The 22173-nt window shown below is 72.5% G+C and carries 24 protein-coding genes; 11 read left to right on the top strand and 13 right to left on the bottom strand.

What is annotated here, in order from left to right:
* Nucleotides 1-55: 55 nt before the first annotated feature.
* Nucleotides 56-607: a DUF4240 domain-containing protein gene (locus ABZ193_RS19240; protein WP_354710839.1), complete on the top strand. Its 552-nt coding sequence runs from the start codon at nt 56-58 to the stop codon at nt 605-607.
* Between the two features lie 41 nt (nt 608-648).
* On the opposite strand, the gene ABZ193_RS19235 is transcribed toward ABZ193_RS19240, so the two are convergent.
* From ABZ193_RS19235 to ABZ193_RS19220, 4 genes are all read right to left on the bottom strand, one after another.
* The gene (locus ABZ193_RS19235; protein ID WP_237338674.1) at nt 649-843 is read right to left on the bottom strand and encodes a hypothetical protein; all 195 of its coding nucleotides are present in this window, start codon (nt 841-843) and stop codon (nt 649-651) included.
* 3 nt (nt 844-846) lie between these two features.
* Nucleotides 847-987 (bottom strand): hypothetical protein, encoded by a 141-nt coding sequence (locus tag ABZ193_RS19230; RefSeq protein ID WP_237338673.1) that lies wholly within the window; start codon nt 985-987, stop codon nt 847-849.
* Nucleotides 988-1413: 426 nt separating this feature from the next.
* Nucleotides 1414-1593, bottom strand: coding sequence for a hypothetical protein (locus ABZ193_RS19225; protein WP_237338672.1), 180 nt, complete (start codon nt 1591-1593; stop codon nt 1414-1416).
* A gap of 15 nt (nt 1594-1608) precedes the next feature.
* Nucleotides 1609-3183 carry an alpha/beta hydrolase gene (locus ABZ193_RS19220; protein WP_237338671.1) on the bottom strand — a complete coding sequence of 525 codons (1575 nt, stop codon included), beginning with the start codon at nt 3181-3183 and terminating at the stop codon, nt 1609-1611.
* Nucleotides 3184-3304: 121 nt separating this feature from the next.
* Between ABZ193_RS19220 and ABZ193_RS19215 the strand changes: the two genes are divergently transcribed.
* A complete protein-coding gene (locus tag ABZ193_RS19215) occupies nt 3305-4006 on the top strand; it encodes a DNA alkylation repair protein (RefSeq protein ID WP_237338670.1) in 702 nt (233 codons plus the stop codon).
* Here ABZ193_RS19215 and pheT read toward each other — a convergent pair.
* The 6 genes from pheT to infC form a co-directional block, all read right to left on the bottom strand.
* Nucleotides 4003-6522: a phenylalanine--tRNA ligase subunit beta gene (gene pheT, locus ABZ193_RS19210; protein WP_354710838.1), complete on the bottom strand. Its 2520-nt coding sequence runs from the start codon at nt 6520-6522 to the stop codon at nt 4003-4005. The genes ABZ193_RS19215 and pheT overlap by 4 nt on opposite strands.
* Nucleotides 6523-7590 carry a phenylalanine--tRNA ligase subunit alpha gene (pheS, locus tag ABZ193_RS19205; RefSeq protein WP_354710836.1) on the bottom strand — a complete coding sequence of 356 codons (1068 nt, stop codon included), beginning with the start codon at nt 7588-7590 and terminating at the stop codon, nt 6523-6525. It lies immediately after the preceding gene.
* Nucleotides 7591-7686: 96 nt separating this feature from the next.
* Nucleotides 7687-8505 (bottom strand): RNA methyltransferase, encoded by an 819-nt coding sequence (locus ABZ193_RS19200; protein WP_354710845.1) that lies wholly within the window; start codon nt 8503-8505, stop codon nt 7687-7689.
* Nucleotides 8506-8519: 14 nt separating this feature from the next.
* The gene (gene rplT, locus ABZ193_RS19195) at nt 8520-8906 is read right to left on the bottom strand and encodes a 50S ribosomal protein L20 (RefSeq protein WP_017981981.1); all 387 of its coding nucleotides are present in this window, start codon (nt 8904-8906) and stop codon (nt 8520-8522) included.
* A gap of 72 nt (nt 8907-8978) precedes the next feature.
* Nucleotides 8979-9173, bottom strand: a complete 195-nt coding sequence (rpmI, locus tag ABZ193_RS19190) for a 50S ribosomal protein L35 (RefSeq protein ID WP_020420415.1) — start codon at nt 9171-9173, stop codon at nt 8979-8981.
* 75 nt (nt 9174-9248) lie between these two features.
* Nucleotides 9249-9863 carry a translation initiation factor IF-3 gene (gene infC / locus ABZ193_RS19185; RefSeq protein WP_017981979.1) on the bottom strand — a complete coding sequence of 205 codons (615 nt, stop codon included), beginning with the start codon at nt 9861-9863 and terminating at the stop codon, nt 9249-9251.
* Nucleotides 9864-10070: 207 nt separating this feature from the next.
* Between infC and ABZ193_RS19180 the strand changes: the two genes are divergently transcribed.
* A complete protein-coding gene (locus ABZ193_RS19180) occupies nt 10071-10439 on the top strand; it encodes a DUF1844 domain-containing protein (RefSeq protein ID WP_027930669.1) in 369 nt (122 codons plus the stop codon).
* Nucleotides 10440-10536: 97 nt separating this feature from the next.
* Here ABZ193_RS19180 and ABZ193_RS19175 read toward each other — a convergent pair whose 3' ends face one another.
* Nucleotides 10537-10917, bottom strand: coding sequence for a Rid family detoxifying hydrolase (locus ABZ193_RS19175; protein WP_354710835.1), 381 nt, complete (start codon nt 10915-10917; stop codon nt 10537-10539).
* A gap of 15 nt (nt 10918-10932) precedes the next feature.
* On the bottom strand, nt 10933-11676 hold the full coding sequence (locus tag ABZ193_RS19170) for an IclR family transcriptional regulator (RefSeq protein ID WP_020420412.1): 744 nt from the start codon (nt 11674-11676) through the stop codon (nt 10933-10935).
* 91 nt (nt 11677-11767) lie between these two features.
* Between ABZ193_RS19170 and ABZ193_RS19165 the strand changes: the two genes are divergently transcribed.
* The 8 genes from ABZ193_RS19165 (at nt 11768) to ABZ193_RS19130 (ending at nt 21668) form a co-directional block, all read left to right on the top strand.
* On the top strand, nt 11768-13069 hold the full coding sequence (locus ABZ193_RS19165) for an amino acid deaminase (protein WP_354710834.1): 1302 nt from the start codon (nt 11768-11770) through the stop codon (nt 13067-13069).
* Between the two features lie 9 nt (nt 13070-13078).
* Nucleotides 13079-14659, top strand: coding sequence for a D-aminoacylase (locus ABZ193_RS19160; RefSeq protein ID WP_354710833.1), 1581 nt, complete (start codon nt 13079-13081; stop codon nt 14657-14659).
* Nucleotides 14656-16038, top strand: a complete 1383-nt coding sequence (locus ABZ193_RS19155; RefSeq protein WP_237338664.1) for a gluconate:H+ symporter — start codon at nt 14656-14658, stop codon at nt 16036-16038. Before ABZ193_RS19160 ends, ABZ193_RS19155 begins: the two co-directional genes overlap by 4 nt.
* Nucleotides 16039-16048: 10 nt before the next feature.
* On the top strand, nt 16049-17092 hold the full coding sequence (locus ABZ193_RS19150; protein WP_354710832.1) for a lactonase family protein: 1044 nt from the start codon (nt 16049-16051) through the stop codon (nt 17090-17092).
* Nucleotides 17093-17202: 110 nt separating this feature from the next.
* Entirely contained in the window at nt 17203-18489 is a 1287-nt protein-coding gene (locus ABZ193_RS19145) for an extracellular solute-binding protein (protein ID WP_354710831.1), read from the top strand.
* A 1-nt stretch (nt 18490) separates the two neighbouring features.
* Entirely contained in the window at nt 18491-19450 is a 960-nt protein-coding gene (locus tag ABZ193_RS19140) for a sugar ABC transporter permease (protein WP_020420406.1), read from the top strand.
* Nucleotides 19447-20295: a carbohydrate ABC transporter permease gene (locus ABZ193_RS19135; RefSeq protein ID WP_354710829.1), complete on the top strand. Its 849-nt coding sequence runs from the start codon at nt 19447-19449 to the stop codon at nt 20293-20295. The genes ABZ193_RS19140 and ABZ193_RS19135 overlap by 4 nt, the downstream gene beginning before the upstream one ends.
* The gene (locus ABZ193_RS19130) at nt 20292-21668 is read left to right on the top strand and encodes a beta-N-acetylhexosaminidase (protein ID WP_354710828.1); all 1377 of its coding nucleotides are present in this window, start codon (nt 20292-20294) and stop codon (nt 21666-21668) included. The genes ABZ193_RS19135 and ABZ193_RS19130 overlap by 4 nt, the downstream gene beginning before the upstream one ends.
* A 21-nt stretch (nt 21669-21689) precedes the next feature.
* Here the strand turns inward: ABZ193_RS19130 and ABZ193_RS19125 are convergent, their stop codons facing one another.
* On the bottom strand, nt 21690-22160 hold the full coding sequence (locus ABZ193_RS19125) for a YbjQ family protein (protein WP_354710827.1): 471 nt from the start codon (nt 22158-22160) through the stop codon (nt 21690-21692).
* Nucleotides 22161-22173: the final 13 nt, after the last annotated feature.

The following is a 22173-nucleotide window of genomic DNA, read 5'->3' as shown; positions in this document are numbered from 1 at the left end:
TTGTCGTACCCCGGTCCTAACGTTGTTCACCTCATCGCGGACCACTGGGGGAGACATGAGGGAACACCAGTTCTGGCGGCTGGTCGCCGGGCGCACCGTCGCCGAGATCGGCGAGCTGCTGCGCGGGCGCCCGGCGCTGGAGGTCATCCGGTTCCACCACCACTTCCGGCGCCTGCACTTGCGGGCCTGCCGGTGGGACGTGTGGACGGCGTTCGGCCTGGTCCTCGGCGGCGCCGGGGCCGGTCAGCTGCGGGACGGCGTGTGCTGGCTGGTGCTGCGGGGGCGGCGCGCGTACCACCGGGCACTGGTGGACCCGGACGTGCTGGCGAGCTTCCCGGCCGACCCGCTGGAGATCACCCGATCCGGCGAACTCGCCGGCCTCGCGCTCCGGCTGCTGGCCCCGCCGGGGACCGGCGAGGTGGCAGCGGCGTGCCGGGAGGCTCTCGCGTCGGTCCTGGGTGCGGCCGGTCCCCAGGGGGCGCCACCCGGCGAGCGGCCCGCGCTCGACGCCGCCACGCTCGCGCGCTGCTACCCGCGGCTCACGGCGCGGTACGGGCTCGTGGCCGAGCCGATCCGCGGGCTCACACCGGTGAGGACGAGCCGATGACCAGGCATGAGCCGCGCGGTGTCGGCCGCGTGGACGGGCGGTCAGAAACGCACCGCGGCAAGCAGGGCGTCCCGCAGCTCGGTTGGCTGCCCGGACCCGGCACGGTCCGCACGGGTGCCGGGCGCGCCCTCCGGCTCCAGCAGCGGCTCGCGGACGGCGTCCGGGCCGTTGCCCTGCCGGCGCGGCGCCCCGGTAGCGAGCACGAGCCACACCGCGCCGGCAACGTGGACCGGCACCCGCTAGCGCAGCTCCGCCGGCTGCCCGAACCCGCCCCGGTCCTCGCGGGTGCCGGGCACGCCCTCCGGCACCGGCTCCGGCAATGGCTCATAGACCGCGTCCGGGCCGTTGCCCTGCCGGCGCGGCGCCCCGGTAGCGAGCACGAGTCACACCGCGTCGGCAACGTGGAACGGCGCCCGCTAACGCAGCGCCTCGCGCAGCTCCGCCGGGGGCCCGAACCCGCCCCGGTCCGCATGGGCGCTAGGCGCGCCTTCCGGCACCGGCTCGGGCGGTGGCTCATAGAGCCCGTTCGGGCCGCTGCCCCTCTGCCGCGGCGGCAACGCACCGGTAGAGAGCACCAGCCGCACTGCGCCAGCCCCGCGGGCGGGCGCTCGCTAACGCCGCGCCTCGCGCAGCTCCGCCGGCCGCCCGAACCTGCCCCGCTCGGCACGGACGCCAGGTACGCCCTCCGGCACCGGCTCGGGCAGTGGCTCATAGACCGCGGCCGGGCCGTTGCCCTTCCGGCGCAGCGGAAACGCCCCGGTGGCGAGCAGCAGCCGCACCACACCGGCCGCGCGAGCGGGGGCGAACTAACGCAACGCGTCGCGCAGCTCGACCAGCTGCCCGAATCCGCCGCGACCCCCACGGGCGCCGGGCGCGCCTTCCCGCACCGGCTCAGGCAGTGGCTCGTAGATCGTGTCCGGGCCGTTGCCCTTCCGGCGCGGCGGCAACGCCCCGGTGGCGAGCAGCAGCCGCACCACACCGGCCAAGCGGACCGGCGCTCGCTAACGCAGCGCCTCGCGCAGCTCCGCCGGCTGCCCGGGCCCGCCCCGGTCCGTGCGGGCGCCGGGCGCGCCCTCCGGCACCGGCTCCGGCAGTGGCTCGCAAACGGCGTCCGGGACGTTGCCCCTCTGCCGCGGCGGCAGCGCTCCGGTGGCGAGGTAGTCCGCGATCCGATCGTCCACGCACGCGTTGCCGGACAGCGAACCGGCGTGCGTGGTGCCGCCCGGCTCCGCGATCAGGCTCGACTGCGGGAACCGGCGGCGCACCTCGAGGTTGCCCTCGAACGGGGTGGCCGCGTCCAGCTCCTCCCCGATCAGCAGTGCGCCCGCGACATCACGGCCGTCCACGTCGGCCGGCTTGCCTGCGGGCACCGGCCAGGTGCGGCACGGCGCGTTGTACCAGGCGTTGCCCCAGGTCTCGAACGGCGCCTTCGCGTGGGTGATCCAGTTGTCCACCTTCCAGGTGGTCCAGTTCCGCGGCCAGGGCGCGTCGGTGCACTGCACGGCGTTGTAGACGGCGAACCCGTTGTCGTCGCCGGGCGAGTTCGTCTTGTCGTAGCGGGTCTTGAGCGTCTGCCAGTCCCGCTGGTGCACCCAGCCCGCGAAGGCCTCGGCCAGTCCCGTCCAGGTCGACTGGTAGTAGCCGGCCTGCAGGAAGATGTCCGTCCACTCCGCCGGGCCGATCACGCCGCCCGCCGGCGCCTGGGTCAGCTCGCGTTGCTGGGCGTACCACAGGTCCTCGACGGCCTTGCCCGTCGTGCCCAGGTGGTAGACGTCGTCGTGGCGGGCGATCCAGTCGAAGTAGATCTTGATGTTGCGGTCGAAGGCCACGTCCTGGTCCAGGTTGGCCTGGTAGAACACCTTGCGTGGGTCGACGTTGCTGTCCAGCACCATCCGCCGGACCCGCTGCGGGTACAGCGTGGCGTACACCTGGCCGAGGTAGGTGCCGTAGGAGAAGCCGTAGTAGTTGATCTGCTCGGCGCCCAGCGCCTGGCGCAGGCTGTCGAGATCCTGCGCGACGTCGGTGGTGCGCATGTGCCGCAGCAGCGGGCCGTTCTTCTCGCACGCCGCGGCGTAGTCGCGGGAGCGCTGCAGCCAGGTCCGCTCCAAGTCCGGTGTGGACGGCACATAGGCAGGGCGGTTGTACGCGAAGTGCTCCGGGTCGCAGGACAGCGCCGGCTTGCTGGCCCCGACGCCGCGCGGGTCGAAGCCGATCCAGTCGTAGGACGCACCCGCGTCCTTCGGCACGGCCCGGCCGATCGTCGACAGCGCCAGCCCGGAGCCACCGGGACCGCCGGGGTTGACGAGCATCACGCCCTGGTAGTCGGCGCTCGTGTGGCGGACGCGCGAGACGGCGAGCGAGATCTTCGCGCCGGCCGGATCCCGGTAGTCCATCGGCACCTCGAGGAAACCGCATTCGGCGCCGGCGCGAGCCAGGCCGGCCGCTCCGCACGGGCCCCAGCTGATCGGGGCGGGCGTGAACTCGGCGGGCGGTGGCGGTGCGGCGGCCGCGGGCACCGCCACCAGGCAACTCGCCAGCGCACCGGCCGCGAGGATCGCGGGCACGAGCTTGCTCACAGTGCTCCTTCTCGTCGACTGTGCGGTCAGAACCTCACGACAAGATCGTGGATCACGGCGCTTTCCGCCAGCCGACTCGCGGCGGGATCCTGGATGCCACCCGACGGGGAAGGAACTGCGGATGGACGACGCAGACGAACTGGTCCGGGCGGCGCGCTCGGGGCTGGCGGAGCTGGCCGATCCGGTGAAGGCGGCGCACATGCGCCGGTACCTGAAGTCCGAGATGGACTTCCGGGGCGTGTACAAACCAGAGCGGGCGAAGCTGGCGCGGCGCGTCTTCGCCGAACATCCGCTGCCCGACCGGGAATCGTTCGTCGCGGCGGTCCTGGCGCTGTGGCGCGAGGCCGCCTTCCGGGAGGAGCGCTACCTGGCGATCGACCTCAGCGGGCACCGGGCCTACGCGCGGTTTCAGGACCACACGCTGATGCCGCTCTACGAGGAGATGATCGTCACGGGCGCGTGGTGGGACTACGTGGACGACGTCGCCATCCACCGTGTGGGGCCGATCCTGCGAGCCGACCGGGAGCGGATGACGCCGGTGCTGCGGCGCTGGGCCCACGACGAGGACAAGTGGCGGCGCCGGACGGCGGTGATCTGCCAGGTGACCGCCAAGGCGGACACCGACCGCGACCTGCTGGCATCGGCGATCGAGGCCAACCAGGACGACCGGGACTTCTTCCTGCGCAAGGGAATCGGCTGGGCGTTGCGCGACTACGCGCGCACCGAGCCGGACTGGGTGCGCGCCTTCGTCGAGGCGCATCCCGCACTGTCGCCGTTGTCAGTGCGGGAAGCGCTCAAACACCTCGGCGGTGGACGGCCCTAGGCGCGCAGCTCCGCGCCGTGGCGCGAGGCCGCTTCGGCCACGGCGGCGTCGCGCGCCTGCGTCGCCTCCTCCACGGTGAGCGTGCGGTCCGGGGCGCGGAAACGCAGCTTGTAGGCCAGCGACCGCTTGCCCTCGCCGACCTGGTCGCCGGTGTAGACGTCGAACAGCGAGGCGTCCTCGAGCAGATCGCCGCCGCCGGCCACCAGTGCCTCAGCGAGATCCGCGGCGGGCACCTTCGCGTCCACGACCAGCGCGACGTCGAGCAGCACCGGCGGGTACGGCGAGATCACCGGGGCCGGCCTGCGGTCCTGCAGCGGGATCGCGTCCAGGTCCAGTTCCATCGCCACGGTCCGCTTGGGCAGGCCGAGCGCCTCGATCACCTTGGGGTGCAGCTCACCGGCGTGCCCCACGGGCCAGTCGCCGACGAGCAGCTCGGCGCAGCGGCCGGGGTGCCACGGCGCGAGCTCGGCGTTGCGCACCCGCAGCTCGACACCGGCGGCCTGGCCGACCAGGCGCGCGGCCTGGACGGCGTCGGCCCACCCGGCCTGCTCGCCCTTGCCCCACCAGCCGGCCTGCTCGCGCTGGCCGGCGAGCACCACGGCCACGTGCTGCGGCTGGGCGGGCACCGCCGCCTCCAGCTGCGCCAGGTCCTCGTCCGTCGGGCGTCCGCCGACCCCGAGCTCCGGCATCGGCACGGGGCTCGCGCCGGGCAGGACGACCTGTCCGATGTGGAACAACGCGAGGTCCTTGAAGCCGCGGGAAGCGTTGCGCTGCAACGTCTCCAGCAGACCGGGCAGCAGGGTCGTCGCCAGGCGGTCCTTGTCCGCCTCCAGCGGGTTCCGCACCTGCACCGTCTTGCGGCGCACGTCGTCGGCAGGCAGGCCGAACGCGTCCCACACCGTCTCGCCGACGAACGGGAACGGCTGGACCTCGACGTAACCGGCCTCAGCCAGCGCCCGCGACACGGTGCGGCGGCGCCGCTGCGCAGCGCTCAGACCGGTGCCGGCCGGGGCGGTGGGCAGCACCGACGGGATGCTGTCGTAACCCTCGAGCCGCAGCACCTCCTCGACGAGGTCGGCAGGCTGCTTCAGGTCGCCACGCCAGCTCGGCGGCGTCGCGGTCACCGTCGCGACACCGTCGTCACCCGCGCCGACCGTGACCTTGCAGCCGACCTGGTTCAGCCGCCGGACGGTGACGCCACGCTCGTAGCGCACGCCGGCGATCTGGTCGGGCAGGCTGATCGGCATCGTGATGGGCGACGGCGGCTCGACGGAACCGACGTCGGTGCGGCCGGGCTGGATGCTGCCGTCGCCGTAGGTGCGCAGCAGGCGGGAGGCTCGCTCCACCGCCGCCGCGCAGACCTGCGGGTCGGTGAACCGCTCGAACCGCTTCGCGGCCTCGGAGAACAGCTTGTGGCGCCGCGCGGTGCGGCTGATCGACGGCGGGTCCCAGTGGGCGCCCTCGATCAGGACGTCGGTGCTCTCGGTGCTGATCTCGGTGCTCGCGCCGCCCATCGTGCCCGCCAGCGACACCGGTCCGCGCTCGTCGGCGATCACGACGTCGTCGGCGTCGAGCGTGCGCTCCACGTCGTCGAGGGTGGTGAGCTTCTCCCCAGGCTTCGCGCGGCGGACGACCAGGCCGCCCTGCAGCGACGCGGTGTCCCACGCGTGCAGCGGCTGACCCAGCTCGAGCATGACGTAGTTGGTGACGTCCACGGCCAGCGAGATCGACCGGATCCCGGCGAGCAGCAGGCGGCGGCGCATCCACCACGGGGTCGGGGCTCCGGCGTCCAGGCTGGTCACCCGGCGCACCACGAACCGGTCACAGCCGGTGGGGTCCTCGATCTCGACCGGCCAGGCCTCGCCCTCGGCCGGCGGCAGGTCGAGCGCGGCCGGGTCGCCGAAGGGCACGTCGAGCGCGGCGGCCAGCTCGCGCGCCAGCCCGCGAACCGACAGGGCGTAGCCGCGGTCGGGGGTCGGCGTCAGCTCCAGGACGGTGTCACCGAGGCCGAGCACCTCGTGGCCGGAGTCGCCGGGGCTGGCCGTCGACGGCGGGAGCACCAGGATGCCGGTGTGGTCGTCGCCGAGGCCCAGCTCGCGGGCGGAGCAGATCATGCCGTCGCTGACGCGGCCGTAGGTCTTGCGCGAGGTGATCTCGAACGGCCCGGGCAGCACCGTGCCGGGCAGCGCCACGACGACCAGGTCGCCCTCGACGAAGTTGGTGGCGCCGCAGATGATGCCGCGGGTGCGGATGCCGGAGGGGCCCTCGTCGTCGGCGGGCTCGTCCTCGGAGGCCTCCTCGCCGACGTCGACCCGGCAGAACCGGATCGGCTTCTTGAAGCCGGTCAGCTCCTCGATCTCGGCGACGCGGCCGACCACCAGCGGCCCGGTGACCTGGTCCAGCGGCCGGACCTCGTCGACCTCGATGCCGATGCGGACGAAGGCCTCGGCCAGCTCCTGCGGTCCGACCTCGCCGGCATCCAGATGCTCGAGCAGCCAGCTGACGGGGACTCGCACTTAGGCCTCCGTTCCGAAGGGAAGGGTGAAGCGGACATCGCCCTCGACGATGTCGCGCATGTCGGGGATGCCGTTGCGGAACTGCAGGGTCCGCTCGATGCCCATGCCGAACGCGAAGCCGGAGTAGACGTCCGGGTCGACACCACAGGCACGCAGCACGTTCGGGTGCACCATGCCGCAACCGCCCCACTCGACCCAGCCGGGGCCGCCCGCCTTCTCCTCGAACCAGACGTCGACCTCGGCGGAGGGCTCGGTGAAGGGGAAGAAGTGCGGGCGCAGCCGGGTCTTGGACTTCTCGCCGAACATCGCGCGGGCGAACGCGTCGAGGGTGCCCTTGAGGTGGGCCATCGTGATGCCCTTGTCCACCGCGAGGCCCTCGACCTGCGAGAACACCGGGGTGTGGGTGGCGTCCAGCTCGTCGGTGCGGTAGGTGCGGCCGGGGCAGACGACGTACACCGGCAGGTCGCGGTGCAGCAGCGTGCGGGCCTGCACCGGCGAGGTGTGCGTGCGCAGCACCAGGCCGGAGCCCGGCTCACCGGCGTAGAAGGTGTCCTGCATCTGCCGGGCGGGGTGGTCCTTGGCGAAGTTGAGGGCGTCGAAGTTGAACCACTCGGCTTCCAGCTCGGGGCCCTCGGCGACCTCCCAGCCCATGGCGACGAAGACGTCGGCGATCCGCTCGCTCACCGTGGTGAGCGGGTGCCGCGCGCCGCGCGGGATCCGGTCCCACGGCAGCGTGACGTCGACAGCCTCCTCGCGCAGGACGCGCTCGTCCCGCTCGGCCAGCAGCGTGGCCCGCCGGGCGTCGAACGCGGCCTGGATGGCCTGGCGCGCCTCGTTGACCCGCTTGCCGACCTCGGCCTTCTCCTGCTTGGACAGGGAGCCGATGGCGCGGCGGGCGAGCATCAGCGGCGAGTGGTCACCCAGGTGGGCCGGCTTCACCGCGGCCAGGGCGTCCAGGTCGCCTGCGGCCTGGAACTCGGCCTCGGCGTGCTTCACCGCCGCCCCCAGGGTCTCGGGCGAGGTTGCCTCGGCCGGGGTCAGGTCCTGCTTCTCGGTGGCTCCGGACATAACTCCTCGGTGTCCGCTGGACGGGATCCGCCGTGCGAGGTGCACACGTGACGATTACCGGTGGATTCTAGGCGATCGCGATCCGGGACCGGCGCGTCACCCGGCCGGACGACGGGCCGCCATCGCGCTGGTGTAGAGGCACACGGCGGCCGCCGTGGCCAGGTTGAGGCTCTCCGCCGCGCCGTAGAGCGGAATCCGCACCGGCAGGTCGACGGCGGCGAGGACCTCGGGCGAGAGCCCGTGGGCCTCGTTGCCGAAGACCCAAGCGGTGGGCGCGGCGGCGTCGACCGAACCCAGCTCGGTCTCGGCGTAGCCGTGGGCGGCGAGCAGGCGCAGCCCGGCCTCGCGGCAGGCGGCGAGCGCCGCGGCGGTGTCGCGCACACGCGCGAGAGGGAGGTGGAAGAGACTGCCCGCGGAGGCGCGGACGCACTTGCCGTTGTGCGGGTCGACGCTGTCGCCGGTGAGGATGACCGCGTCGGCGCCCGCCGCGTCGGCGACCCGGATGACGGTGCCCGCGTTGCCGGGGTCGGCCACGCCGTCGAGCACGGCGACCAGCGTGGCGGTGCTGCCGAGCAGCCCGTCGAGGGGACGGTCGAGCAGTGAGCAGACGGCCACGATCCCTTGCGGGGTCACGGTTTCCGACAGCCCGGCCGCGGCGCGGTCGGTGATCGGCGAGACCCGCACGCCCGCTTCACGCGCGGTGCCGACCAGGTCCGGATGCGCTTGCGCGGCGCGGTCGGTGACGAACAGCTCGTGCACCGCGCCGGGATCGCGGGCCAGTGCCGCGCCGACGGCGTTGGCGCCTTCGGCGAGGAACCGGCCGGTCTTGTCGCGCTCGGCGCGGCGCGTCAGGCGCCGCGCAGCAACGACCCGGGGGGTCCGTTCGGTGAACGGAGCCGCCCCGGGCCGGGTCAGATCGGTGTGCTCGCTCAGGCCGACTTCTTCTCGTCGCTCGGCCCGGTCGTCACGTTCTGCTTCGCCAGCTCGGCCAGCGCGGTGAACGCCGCGGGGTCGTTGACGGCGAGGTCGGCGAGGATCTTGCGGTCGACCTCGACACCAGCGGCCTTGAGGCCCTGGATGAAGCGGTTGTAGGTCACGCCGTTCTGGCGGGCGGCCGCGTTGATGCGGGTGATCCACAGCTGGCGGAAGTCACCCTTGCGGGCACGGCGGTCCCGGTAGGCGTAGTTGAGCGAGTGGAGCATCTGCTCCTTCGCCTTGCGGTACAGCCGCGAGCGCTGGCCGCGGTAACCGCTGGCCAGTTCGAGAGTTGCGCGACGCTTCTTCTGGGCGTTGACCGCCCGCTTGACGCGTGCCACGGGTCCGTCCTGTCGATCTCAGGGGGCGCGGTCGGCGCCCCGGGGGGGGTTTACGGCGGAAGAGGAGAGGCGTCAGCGGCCGAGGAGCCGCTTGACCCGGCCGACGTCGTTCTTGGCGACCTCGCCGGTGCCCTCCAGGCGACGGGTGACCCGGCTCGACTTCTTCTCCATCAGGTGGCGGCGGCCGGCCTTCTGGCGGCGAAGCTTGCCGCTGCCGGTGACCCGAATCCGCTTCGAGGTCCCGCTGTGCGTCTTCATCTTCGGCATTTTGAGTGCTCTCTTTCATGGTGCAGCACACCGGAGATCCCGGTGTGCTGCGAACTGCGTCGGTCGCGGCGCCCGTCAGGAGTCGACGGGTTCCTTGGCGGCCTTCTGCTTGGGCTTGGCGTTCTTGTGCGGCGCCAGCACCATGATCATGTTGCGGCCGTCCTGCTTCGGGGACGCCTCCACATAACCGAGCTCGGCCACGTCCTCGGAGAGCTTCTGCAGCAGCCGGAAACCCAGCTCCGGCCTCGACTGCTCACGACCGCGGAACATGATGGTCACCTTGACCTTGTTCCCCGCGGCGAGGAAGCGGGACACGTGCCCCTTCTTCGTCTCGTAGTCGTGCTGGTCGATCTTGGGGCGCAGCTTCTGCTCTTTGATGACGGTGAGCTGCTGGTTACGGCGTGACTCGCGGGCCTTCTGCGCGCTCTCGTACTTGAACTTGCCGAAGTCCATGAGCTTGCAGACCGGCGGGCGCGCCTGCGGGGCGACCTCGACGAGGTCGAGATCCGCTTCCTGGGCGAGCCTGAGCGCATCCTCGATCCGGACGATGCCGACCTGTTCGCCGTTCGGTCCGACGAGCCGGACCTCGGGAACGCGGATGCGTTCGTTGATGCGTGTCTCGGCGCTGATGTGGCCTCCTTGGTCCGAGGTGTGTTGTCTAGCCTGCTCGACCTGGTGCCCACATACCACGGGCCCCGTCCCAGGCCTGATGGCCAGGATGCGGGGCCCTGCTTTCCGATCACGTCCGACGGCTACGACGAACGTTCCGCCGCCACGGGCAACGCCCGTTGGCGGGACCGGACCCGGCTGCCTCGTGCGGCGGCTCGGGTGGGAGCGGGGCTCCACTTGCCGCCCCCGATTCCTCGGGGACTGGTCGCACGTGGAAGGGTACCAGACGTGCTTGACGATGGTTCCAACGCGCCCGACCCGGGCGATATTTCCCCGCCCGTCCGCGACCTGCAGGACATCCCCAGCGTCGAGGTCATCAGCAGGGCCGCGGTGATGCTGCTGTCCGCGGCGGCCGAGCGGCTCGGGCTCGCCGACGAGGACCCGGACACCAGCCCGCACCGCGACCTCGACGAGGCCCGCAGGCTGATCACCGCGCTCGCCGGCCTGGTCACCGCCTCGGCCGAGTACCTCGGCGTGCACGCCGCTCCCCTGCGGGACGGGCTGCAGTCGCTGCAGAAGGCGTTCCGGGAGGCCTCGGCCGTGCCGGACGCGCCGGGCGAGGGCCCGGGCGAGAAGTACACCGGCCCCGTCTACTGACGAGTCGGCCCGCAGAACGACAAGGTCCGGACAACGCCCGGCAGGGGACTCCCTGCCGGGCGTTGTCGCGTCGACCCGGAAGCATTCCGGCCGGGAATCAGTCCACCACGGCCAGCAGGTCGATCTCCACCAGCAGGCCCTTCGGCAGCCCGACGTACACGGTGGTGCGGGCCGGGTACGGCTCCGGGATGAGCTGGTTGTAGACCTCGTTGAACTCGGCGAAGTGGCCGGTGTCGGTGAGGTACGCGCGCACCATCACGACGTCGTCCCAGCCGGCGCCGGCCTCGGTGAGCACCGCCTCCAGGTTGCGGAACACCTGGCGCGTCTGCTCACCCACGGAGGCGCCGACGACCTCCCCGGTCTTCGGGTCGAACGCGACCTGCCCGGCCAGCTGGAGGATGTTGCCCTTGCGCACGGCCGGCGAGTAGTTCGCCGCGGCCTTGGGGGCGTTCTCCGTGGTGATCGCGACCTTCGCCATGTAGGAGTTCCTTCCTCATCGGGTCCACCCGTTGTGGGTGGACGCGTCCTCGGCGGCGGCCCGCAGGTCCGGCAGCAGCGCCAGCAGGCCGTCGTAGTCCAGCAGCACCTTCGGCACCGACAGGGACACCGCCGCGAGCACCGCCCCACCCGGTCCGCGCACCGGCGCGGCCACGCAGTGGATGAAGTCCTCGTGCTCGGCGTTGTCCACCGCGTACCCGCGCTCCGCGACGCGCGCGAGCTCGGCCAGGTACTCGTCGGCCGTGGTGATCGTGTTCGCGGTCAGCCGCGGGTAGTCCAGGTCGCGCGCGACCTTCTCCCGCTGGGCCTCGGGCAGCGCGGCCACCAGGACCTTGCCGACCGCCGTGCAGTGCAGCGGCGCGCGTTTGCCCACGCGGGAGTACATCCGCACGCTGTGCCTGCCCTCGTACTTGTCGACGTAGACGACCTCGCCGTCTTCGTAGGTGGCCAGGTGCACGGTGTGCCCGGTGCGGTCGTTGAGCGCGGCCAGGGCGGGCGCGGACTCGCGCCGCACGTCCCGGCCCTCCAGCGCGCGGTTGGCCAGGTCGAACAGGGCGCTGCCGAGCCGGTAGTGCCGCGCGCCCTCGCGCTGCACGAAGTGCTGCGCCTCCAGGGTGCGCAGCAGCCGCAGCACCGTCGACTTGTGCACGCCGAGCGCGTCGGCGAGCTCGTCCAGGGTGGTCGCGCCGCCGGCGAGCGCGGTCAGCAGGCTCAGCCCGCGATCAAGACTCTGGCTCACGTTCGCTCCATTGACCTGCCACGAACCGGATGCTACACCTATCGCATTCATTTTGCGCAACGTGCGTTGCACAACACGCAACGGAGTTCGAATGGCTTCCTCCGAGTGCACCCTCGACCCGGCCGCGCTGGCGGCGATCGCGGGCGAACGGCTCGACTGGCGGTTCAAATCCCTCCCCGCCGACCTGTGGGGGCTCACCCTCGCCGAGGCCGCCGCGCGCCGGCCCGGCCTGTTCACCGGCGGTTTCGTCGGGCCGGTGGTGGTGCTGGAGGCGGACGCGCTGGAACACAACCTGCGGACCATGGCGGAGTGGTGCACCAAGGTCGGCGTCCGGCTCGCGCCGCACGGCAAGACCACGATGGCGCCGCAGCTGTTCGCGCGGCAGGCCGAGCACGGCGCGTGGGGCATCACCGCGGCCAATGCGAGCCAGCTGCGGATCTACCGCGCCTTCGGCGTGTCCCGGGTCCTGCTGGCCAACCAGCTCGTCGACCCCGCCGCACTGCGCTGGCTGGGCGCGGAGCTGGACGCGCACCCGGAGTTCGAGTTCAGCTGCTGGGTCGACTCGGTCGCGTCGGTCGAGCTGATGACCGAGGCGCTGCGCGGGACAGGCCGCCAGGTCGACGTGCTGGTCGAACTGGGCGGCGACGGCGGGCGCACCGGCGCGCGCGACCTGGACACCGCGCTGGCGGCCGCCGAAGCCGCGCACGCGAGCCCGGCCCTGCGGCTGGCCGGCACCGGCGGCTACGAGGGCGCCCTGGCCCACGACCCGGGCCCGGAATCGCGGCGAACGGTCGACACCTACCTCGGTCGCCTGCGCGAGCTCACCGCCGCGATCGGGCGTCGCGGCCTGTTCGCCGGGCTGGACCAGGTGATCGTCACGGCAGGCGGCAGCGCCTACTTCGACCAGGTCGCCGCCGCGCTCACCGGGGACTGGGACGGCCTGCCGGTGGTGCCGGTCCTGCGCAGCGGCGCCTACCTGACCCACGACGACGGCTTCTACCGCGGCATCTCCCCGCTCGGCGAGCAGCCGCGCATCGCCGGAACCCCGCAGTTCCGCTCCGCGCTGCGCGCCTGGGCCCAGGTGACCTCGCGTCCGACCGGCGACCTCGCCCTGCTGACCCTGGGCAAGCGGGACGCCTCCTTCGACGAGGGCCTGCCCGAGCCGCAGTGGCACCGGCGTCCGGGTGAGCCACCGGCGAAGCTGACCGGCCACACCGTCACCGCGCTCAACGACCAGCACGCCTTCGTCGCGCTGCCACCGGATTCGCCGCTGCGGATCGGCGACTGGGTCGGGCTCGGCCTGTCCCACCCGTGCACCGTGTTCGACAAGTGGCCGCTGCTGCCCGTGGTCGACGGCGACACCGTCGTGGACTTCGTCCGCACCTACTTCTAGGAGTCCACAATGGACCTCGTTCTGCGTGGCGCGCGGATCGCCGACGGCACCGGCGCTCCCCTGTTCCGGGCCGACGTCGGTGTCGAGCACGGCCGGATCGCGGACATCGGCCCGGGCCTGACGGGCACGCGGGCGATCGACGCGGACGGGCTGGTGCTCGCGCCTGGTTTCGTCGACATGCACTCGCACTCCGACCTGCAGCTGCTCGCCGCGCCGGACCACCTGGCGAAGGTGTCCCAGGGCGTGACCACCGAGGTGCTCGGCCAGGACGGGCTGTCCTACGCCCCGGTCGACGACACCACGCTGGCCGCGCTGCGTGAGCAGCTCGCCGGCTGGAACGACGACCCGCCCGGGTTCGACTGGAACTGGCGCTCGGTCGGCGAGTACCTGGACCGGCTGGACCGCGGCGTCGCCGTCAACGCCGCCTACCTGGTCCCGCAGGGCACCGTCCGGATGCTCGCCGTCGGGTTCGACGACCGGCCTGCCACGGAGTCCGAACTGGACCGGATGCGCGAGCTGGTCGCGACAGGCCTGGACGAGGGCGCGGTCGGCATGTCCTCGGGCCTGACCTACACCCCGGGCATGTACGCCGACGACGACGAACTGGTCGCGCTGTGCGAGGTCGTCGGCGCGCGCGGCGGCTACTACAGCCCGCACCACCGCAGCTACGGCGCGGGCGCGCTGGAGGCGTTCGCGGAGATGGTCGAGGTGTGCCGCCGCGCGAAGTGCCCGCTGCACCTGGCGCACGCCACCATGAACTTCTCCGTCAACAAGGGCCGGGCGCCGGATCTGCTGCGGCTGCTGGACGCCGCGCTCGACGACGGCGTGGACATCACCCTCGACACCTACCCGTACCTGCCCGGCGCGACGTACCTGTCCGCGTTGCTGCCGAGCTGGGCTGCCGAGGGCGGGATCGACGCGACACTGGAGCGGCTGGCCGACCCGGAGACGCGGGAGCGGATCCGCGCCGAAATCGAGGAAACCGGTTCCGACGGCGCGCACGGCGTGCCGATCGACTGGGAGTGCATCGAGATCAACGGCGTGCGCAAGGCCGAAAACGCCCACCTGGTCGGGCTTTCGGTGGCCGAGTCCGCCCGGCGCGCCGGGGTGCCCGCCGCGCGGCTGTACTTCGACGTGCTGGTCTCCGAACGGCTCGGCACGTCGTGCCTGATGCACGTCGGGCACGAGGAGAACGTGCAGGCGATCATGCGCCACCGCACGCACACCGGCGGCAGCGACGGCCTGCTCGTCGGCGACCGGCCGCACCCGCGGGCCTGGGGCACCTTCCCCCGCTACCTCGCGCGGTACGTGCGGGAGCTGGGCGTGCTGGACCTCGCCGACTGCGTCGCGCACCTGACCGGGCGGGCCGCACGACGGCTGCGGCTGACCGACCGCGGGCTGGTGAAGCCGGGGTACGCCGCCGACCTGGTGCTGTTCGACCCGGACACCGTGGCCGACACGGCCACCTTCGACGACCCGCGGCAGCAGGCCGCGGGCATCCCCTACGTCTTCGTCAACGGCGTCGCGGCCATCGACGACGGCAGGCCCACCGGCGCGCTCGCCGGCCGTTCACTCAGGAGGTCCGCTTGATCGACTGGCTGCAGCACTCCACCGGAGGGCTGCTCACGCTCGCGGCGGTGTCGATCGCCGTCCTGCTGGTCATGATCATCCGGTTCAAGACCGAACCGTTCATCGCCCTGATCATCGTCGGGCTGCTCACCGCCCTGGCGGCCGGGCTTCCCGTCGGCACGATCGTCGGCACCGCGCAGAAGACGTCGGACTCGTTGCTGGAAAAGGGTTTCGGCGGGATCCTCGGCCACATCGCCGCGATCATCGGTCTCGGCACGCTGCTCGGCGCGATCCTGGAGAAGTCCGGCGGGGCGCGGGTGCTGACCGGCGCGCTGCTGCGGGCCTTCGGCGAGAAGCGCGCGCCGCTCGCGATGGGCTTGGCCGGCCTGATCTTCGGCGTTCCGGTGTTCTTCGACATCGGCATCTTCGTGCTGGCGCCACTCGTGTACGTCGCCGCGCGGCAGGGCGGCCGGTCGCTGCTGCTGTACTGCCTGCCGCTGCTGGCCGGGCTGTCCATGACGCACGCGTTCATCCCGCCGCACCCTGGCCCGGTGGCCGCGGCCGGGCTGCTGCACGTCGACCTCGGCTGGATCATCCTGATGGGCGCGGTGTGCGGTCTGCCCGCGTGGTTCCTCGCCGGCGTGGTGTTCCCGTCGTGGATCGGCAAGCGGATGAACATCGAGGTCCCGGCGGAGATGATCGTCGACGAGGACGGCGAGGAGGGGCCCGGGCCGTCGCTGGGGCTGGTGTCGGCGATCATCGCGGTGCCGCTGGTGCTGATCCTGGCCGGCACGTTCGGCAGCATCTGGCTGCCGAAAAACTCCGCGGCCGCGGGGGTGGCGGCGTTCGTCGGCACGCCCGCGGTGGCGCTCACGATCGCCGTGCTGCTCGCGTCCTGGCTGCTGGGCACGCGCCGCGGGATGACCGGCAAGGAGCTGTCCGCGCTGTCGGCCGCCGCGCTGCGCCCGGTGGCGATGCTGCTGCTGGTGGTGGGCGCGGGCGCGTTCTTCGGCGCGGTGCTGTCGGCGACCGGGATCGGCAAGGCGGTGGCCGACTCGCTGCAGGCCGGTGGCCTGCCGGTGATCGCGGCCGCCTACGTGATCAGCTGCGGGCTGCGGCTCGCGCAGGGTTCGGCGACGGTCGCGATCGTGACCACCGGCGGCATCATCGCGCCGAGCCTGGCCGATGCCGGGTACTCGCAGGCGCAGCTGGCGCTGATCGTGGTCGCGATCGCCGCCGGGTCGATCATCGCCTCGCACGTCAACGACGGCGGGTTCTGGATCGTGTCGCGGTACTTCGGGCTGACCGTCGGCGAAACGCTCAAGACCTGGACCGTCCTGGAAACCATCCTGTCCGTGTCGGGGTTCGCGATGTCCGCGATCCTGATGGCGATCGTGTAGGAGGAGTGCCGTGCCGGACATCCGCCGCCGCACCTTTCTCGGCGCCACCGGCCTGCTGGCCGTTCCGGTGACCATCCCCTCGTCGCCGCCGCGGGTGGCTTTCGTGGGCAGTTACGCCGCAGGCCTGGACGTCGCCCTCGCCGGCGATGCGGGCCTGCGGCGCGGGTTCACCGTGCCGGGTGTGCCCGCCGCGTCGTGGTTCGCGTTGTCGGCTGACAAGAAGGTCCTGTACGCGACCAACGAGACCGAAGACGGCACGGTCACCGCGGTCGACGTGCGCGATCCGCTGAAGCCGGCGGTGCTCGGCAGCCGTTCGACGCTCGGGGCCGGTCCGACGCACCTGTCGGTGGCCGGGCGGCACCTGCTGACGGCGAACTACACGTCGGGATCGCTGGTGGTGCACCCGATCCGGCGCGACGGGACGCTCGGCGAGGCCACGGACCTGGTGCCGCACGAGGGCGCGCAACCGCACGCGCACCAGGTCCTGCCCGATCCGTCCGGCCGGTGGGTGCTGGCCGTGGACCTGGGCACGAACTCGGTGTACGTCTACCGGCTCGACGCGGGGAAGCTGGTCGCCCACCAGCAAGTCTCGCTGCCCGCGGGGACCGGGCCGCGGCACCTCGCGTTCCACCCGGGCGGGCGCGCGTTGTACGTGGCGTGCGAGCTGGACCCGGCGGTCGTGCCGGGCACCTGGGACCCGGTGCGCGGCGAGGTCCGGCTCGGCGACGCAGTGCCAGCGGGCGTGCGGGACCAGGACTACCCCGGCGAGATCGCGGTGTCCCCGGACGGCCGGTTCGTGTACGTCTCGGTGCGTGGCGCGAACACGATCGCGGCGCTGCGCACCGGTCGCGCGCTGACGCCGGTGCAGGCGGCGCCGACGGGCGGGAACTGGCCGCGCCACTTCACCTTCGACACGTCCGCGCGCCGGCTGTACGTGTCGAACCAGCGTTCCGGGACGGTCACCTGGCTGCCCCGCGATCCGGCGACCGGACGGCTCGGCGCGGCCGAGGGCGAACTGTCGGCGCCCGAAGTCGCCACCGTGTTGTTCCGCTGAGGGAGTTACGCAGTGGTAATGGTCTAGACCTTGTGGCGAGGTGAACGTCCGTTTTAGGCTCTGTTGCCAATAGCGAAACGCACATTGCGTGACACGCAACGGAGGCTGCGTTGAGAATCCGTCGTACCCTCGCCGCGCTCGCGGTCGTGGCCACCGCCGCGGCCTGCGCGCCGGCCCAGACCGGGCCTGCCGGGCCCGGTGGTGACGAGAAGACCGGAACCCTGCGGGTCTGGCTGTTCGACGAGGCGAACCGCGCGCCCAAGGAAGCGGTCGTGAAGGACGCGGTCGCGGAATTCGAAGCCGCGCACGCCGGAGTCAAGGTGGACGTCCAGTGGATCCCGGTGGAAGGCCGCGCGGACCGGTTCTCCGGCGCCTTCAACGATCCCGCCAGCGCGCCGGACGTCGCCGAGTTCGGCAACACCGACGTCGCGAGCTACGCCCAGACGGGCGCGCTCGCCGACCTCACCGAGGACATCCGCGCCTGGCCGGAAGGCGCCGGGCTGCAGGCGAGCGTCCTGGACACCGCGAAGGCGGACGGCAAGACCTACGGCATCCCCTGGTACACGGGCATCCGCGCGCTCTACTACCGCACCGACGTGTTCGCCGAACTCGGCCTGCGGCCGCCGGCGACGCTGGCCGAGCTGGCCGAGACCGCCCGCGCGATCCGCGCCGCGCGACCCGACCTGTACGGCATCTCGGTCGGCGGCAAGTACACCTACGCGCTGCTGCCGTTCGTGTGGGCCCACGGCGGCGAGGTCGCCCGGAACACCGGCGGCGCCTGGCGCGGCGACCTCACCTCGCCCGCCACCGCGGCCGGGGTCAGCGCCTACGCGAGCCTGCTCAGCGCAGGCATCTGCCCGCCGGAGCAGTGCGCGAACTCCACAGGCACCCAGAGCGTGCAGGCGTTCGCCGGGGGCAAGGCCGCGATGACGATCGGCGGCGATTTCAACCGCAAGGCCGTGGAAGCCGGCGCGGTGCGGGGCAAGTACGCGGTCGTGCCGCTGCCCGGCACGCAGCCGGGGTCGGTCGCGCCCGCGTTCGCCGGTGGCAACCTGCTCGGCGTCTTCCGCGCGACCACCCACCGCAGCCTGGCCACCGAGTTCGCCGAACTGCTCGCCGGGGCGAAGTACCAGGCGCGGATGTACGAGGCGATGGGCAACCTGCCGACCCTGACCGCGGTGCAGAACCAGGTGGCGGCGAGCGACCCGTTCCTGGAGCCGTTCGTGGCGACGCTCAAGGCGGGCACGAAGTTCGTGCCGCCCAGCCCGGCCTGGTCGCGCATCGACGCGCAGGGCGTGCTGCCGACCGCGGTGCAGCAGATCGCGACCGGGGAGAAGAGCCCGGACGCCGCGCTCGCGGCCGCGAACGAGGCGATGAACCAGGCCTTCGGCGGCTGACGTGGCCACCCCGAACCTGCTGGCGCCCGAGGCGCCGACAGCACCGCCCGCACCGTCCCCGCGCCGCCGCAGGCGCGGGGACGGCCCCGCCGCCGTCCGCTACCTCGCCCCCGCCGCGATCCTGCTGCTGGTGGTGCTGGCCTACCCGATCTACCAGCTCGTCGTCATCTCGTTCTACGACTACGGGCAGGCCGAGGCGGCGGGCAACGCGCCGCTGCGGTTCCTCGGGCTGGCGAACTACGTGGAACTGCTCGGCAGCGCCACGTTCTGGACCGTGCTCGCCAAGACCGTCGTGTTCGCGGCGGTGTGCGTGGTGGGCAGCCTGGTGGCGGGCACCGGGCTGGCGGTGCTGGCGAGCAAGGTCCGCGCGGTGCCCCGCACGCTGTTGTTCCTCGCCGCGCTCGGCGCGTGGGCGACACCCGCGGTGGCCGGGTCCTACATCTGGCTGTTCCTCTTCGACGCCGATTTCGGCCTGGTCAACGAGGCGCTGGCGTCACTCGGGTTCGGCGGCATGGCCGGGCACTCCTGGACCTTCGGCACCACCAGCGCGTTCGGGCTGGTGGCGCTGGAGGTGATCTGGTGCTCGTTCCCGTTCGTTCTGGTGACCATGTACGCCGGGATCCGCGCGGTGCCGGCCGAAGTGGTCGAGGCGGCCACTTTGGACGGTGCGGGCGCGTGGCGGACGACGACCTCGGTGCTGCTGCCGATGGTGCGGCCGATGCTGCTGATCGCGACCGTGCAGTCGATCATCTGGGACTTCAAGGTGTTCACGCAGATCTACGTGATGACCAGCGGCGGTGGCGTCGCGGGACGGAACCTGGTGCTCAACGTCTACGCCTACCAGCAGGCCTTCGCCGGTTCGCGCTACGGCCTCGGCGCGGCGATCGGGGTGGTGATGACCGTGCTGCTGCTGTCCGTCACCGGGCTGTACGTCCGGTCCCAGCGGGCGGGGCTGGCATGACGACGCTGGTGCGGAAACCGGGCCGCACGCTCGCCGAGATCGTCACCGTGCTCGTCGCCGCCGTGGTCGCGTTCCCGCTGTACTGGATGGTGCTGACCGCGCTGAAACCACCGGGCGAGGTGCAGTCGGCCGCGCCGTGGACGTTCGCGCCGTCGCTGGACTCCTTCCAACGAGTGCTGACCGTGTCCGGGTTCGGCCGGTACTTCCTCAACAGCCTGGCGGTCGCGCTCGTCGTGGTGGCGCTGTCGCTGCTGTTCGCCTTCCTGGCCGCGGTGGCGCTGACCCGGTTCCGCTTCCGCGGCCGCACGGTGCTGCTCGTGATGCTCCTGGTCGCGCAGATGGTGCCGGTGGAGGCGCTGACGATCCCGCTGTTCTTCCTGATGCGCTCGGTGGGGCAGGTGGCGCCCGCGTTCGGGCTCAACGAGCTGGGCTCGCTGGTGCTGGTGCACCTGGCGTTCAGCCTGCCGTTCGCGATCTGGATGCTGCGCGGTTTCGTCGCCGCGGTGCCCGCCGAACTCGAAGAGGCGGCGAAGGTGGACGGGGCGAGCCGGTTCCGGTTCGTGTGGCAGATCCTGTTCCCGCTCGTGACGCCCGGCCTCGTGGCGACGAGCGTGCTGTCGTTCATCCACGCGTGGAACGACTTCCTGTTCGCCAAGACGTTCATCATCTCCCGCTCGGAGAACCAGACGCTGCCGCAGGCGATCCTGGTGTTCTTCAAGCCGGAGGAGAACGACTGGGGCGCGATCATGGCGTCCTCGACGCTGATGACCGTGCCGGTGCTGGTGTTCTTCGTGCTCGTGCAGCGCAGGCTGGTCGGCGGCATGGCCGGGGCGGTGAAGGGGTGATCCCGCTGACCGCACTGCTCCCCCGGCCGGTGTCGGTCACCGCCGCGCCCGGGACGTGCCGGTGGCCGGCGCCGGTCGAGGTGCGGGCGGCGGACCTGCCCGCGGAGGGCTACCGGCTCACGATCCGGCCGGACGGGGTGCTGATCGAGGCGCCGGACGCCGCGGGCGAGTTCTACGCGCGGCAGACGCTGCGGCAGCTGATCGGGCCGGACGCGTTCCGCGCCGTGCCGCTGCGCGGGACGGCGGAGCTGGCGTGCGGGACGGTGGTGGACCATCCGCGGTTCGCCTGGCGCGGCTGCCTGCTCGACGTGGCGCGGCACTTCCGCACCAAGGCCGAGGTGCTGCGGTTCACCGACCTGCTCGCCGCGCACAAGCTGAACGTGCTGCACCTGCACCTCACCGACGACCAGGGCTGGCGCGTGGAGATCCCGGCGTTCCCGCGGTTGACCGAGGTGGGGTCGTGGCGGCGGGAGTCGATGGTCGGCCGCCACGACGGCCCGGAGCGCGACGGGCGGCCGCACGGCGGGTTCTACACCGGCGACGACCTGCGGGAGATCGTCGCCTACGCGGCGGCGCGGGCGATCACGGTGGTGCCCGAGATCGACGTGCCCGGCCACTCCCGCGCGGCGATCGCCGCGTACCCGGAACTGGGCGGCGGGCGCGAGCTCGACGTGTGGACGTCGTGGGGCGTCAGCACCGACCTCCTGGACCCGTCGGAGTCCACAGTGGAGTTCTTCCGCGCGGTCTTCGACGAGGTGCTGGACATCTTCCCGTCCGAGGTGATCGGCGTCGGCGGGGACGAGGCGCCGGGCGCCACACCGGAGCACGGCAAGTTCACCGCGCGGATGATCGAGCACCTGCACGCGCGCGGCCGGCGGGCGCACGCCTGGGACGAGGTCCTGGACGCCGGGACCGCCTTGCCCGCCGGCACCGTGATCGGCGCGTGGCGGGACGAAACCCAGGTGACACGGGCGATCGACGCCGGGTGCCAGGTCGTCGCGTGTCCCGAGCAGGCGGTGTACCTCGACCACCGGCAGGCCGACGGCGACGACGAGCCCATCCCGGTCGGGTTCGTGCGGACCCTGGCCGACGTCCACCGCTGGGAGCCGCCGCCCGGGGTGCTCGGGGCGCAGGCGCAGGTGTGGACCGAGCACCTGGACTCGGTGCGGCGGGTCGACTACGCGACGTTCCCGCGGTTGTGCGCCTTCGCCGAGGTCGTGTGGAGCCCGCCCGAACGCGATGGCGCGGAGTTCCACACGCGGCTGGCCGAGCACCACCTGCCGCGGCTGGACGCACTCGGCGTGGAGTACCGGCCCCTCGACGGGCCGCGCCCGTGGCAGCGGCGGCCGGGCGTGCCGGGCCGGCCGCGATGACGGCCGGGCCGGCGCCCGCGGTCACTGCTGCGGCGCGAAGCCCTGCTGGAACTGGCCCTGTCCCTGCTGCCCCTGTGCCTGCGGCTGCTGCTGGTACTGCTGCTGCGCGGCCTGCTGCTGCGCGCCTGCGTCCGTGCCGTCGGGCACCACGTACACGGCCGTGCCGTAGGCGGCGATCTCGCTCGCGGTCTGGGCGATCTCGTTGCAGTCGAAGCGCATGCTCAGCACCGCGTTCGCCCCGAAGGCCATCGCCTCCTGGCAGAGCCGCCCCAGCGCCTCGTACCGCGAATCGGACAGCAGCTTCGACAGGCCCTTCAGCTCGCCGCCCGCCATCGCCTTGAAGCCGGCGCCGAGGTTGGAGAACATGTTCCGGCTGCGCACCGTCAGCCCGAACACCTCGCCGTACACGCGCACGACCCGGTAGCCGGGCAAATCGTTCATAGTGGACAGCAGGATCGGGAACCGGGGCTGCTGCTGGTAAGGCTGGCTCATGCCGCGGATCGTA

This window comes from Amycolatopsis sp. NPDC006125, from assembly GCF_040614195.1.
GTDB lineage: Bacteria > Actinomycetota > Actinomycetes > Mycobacteriales > Pseudonocardiaceae > Amycolatopsis_E > Amycolatopsis_E tucumanensis.
Note: the sequence above shows the minus strand (reverse complement) of the source record. Positions and strands in the feature narration are given on the sequence as shown.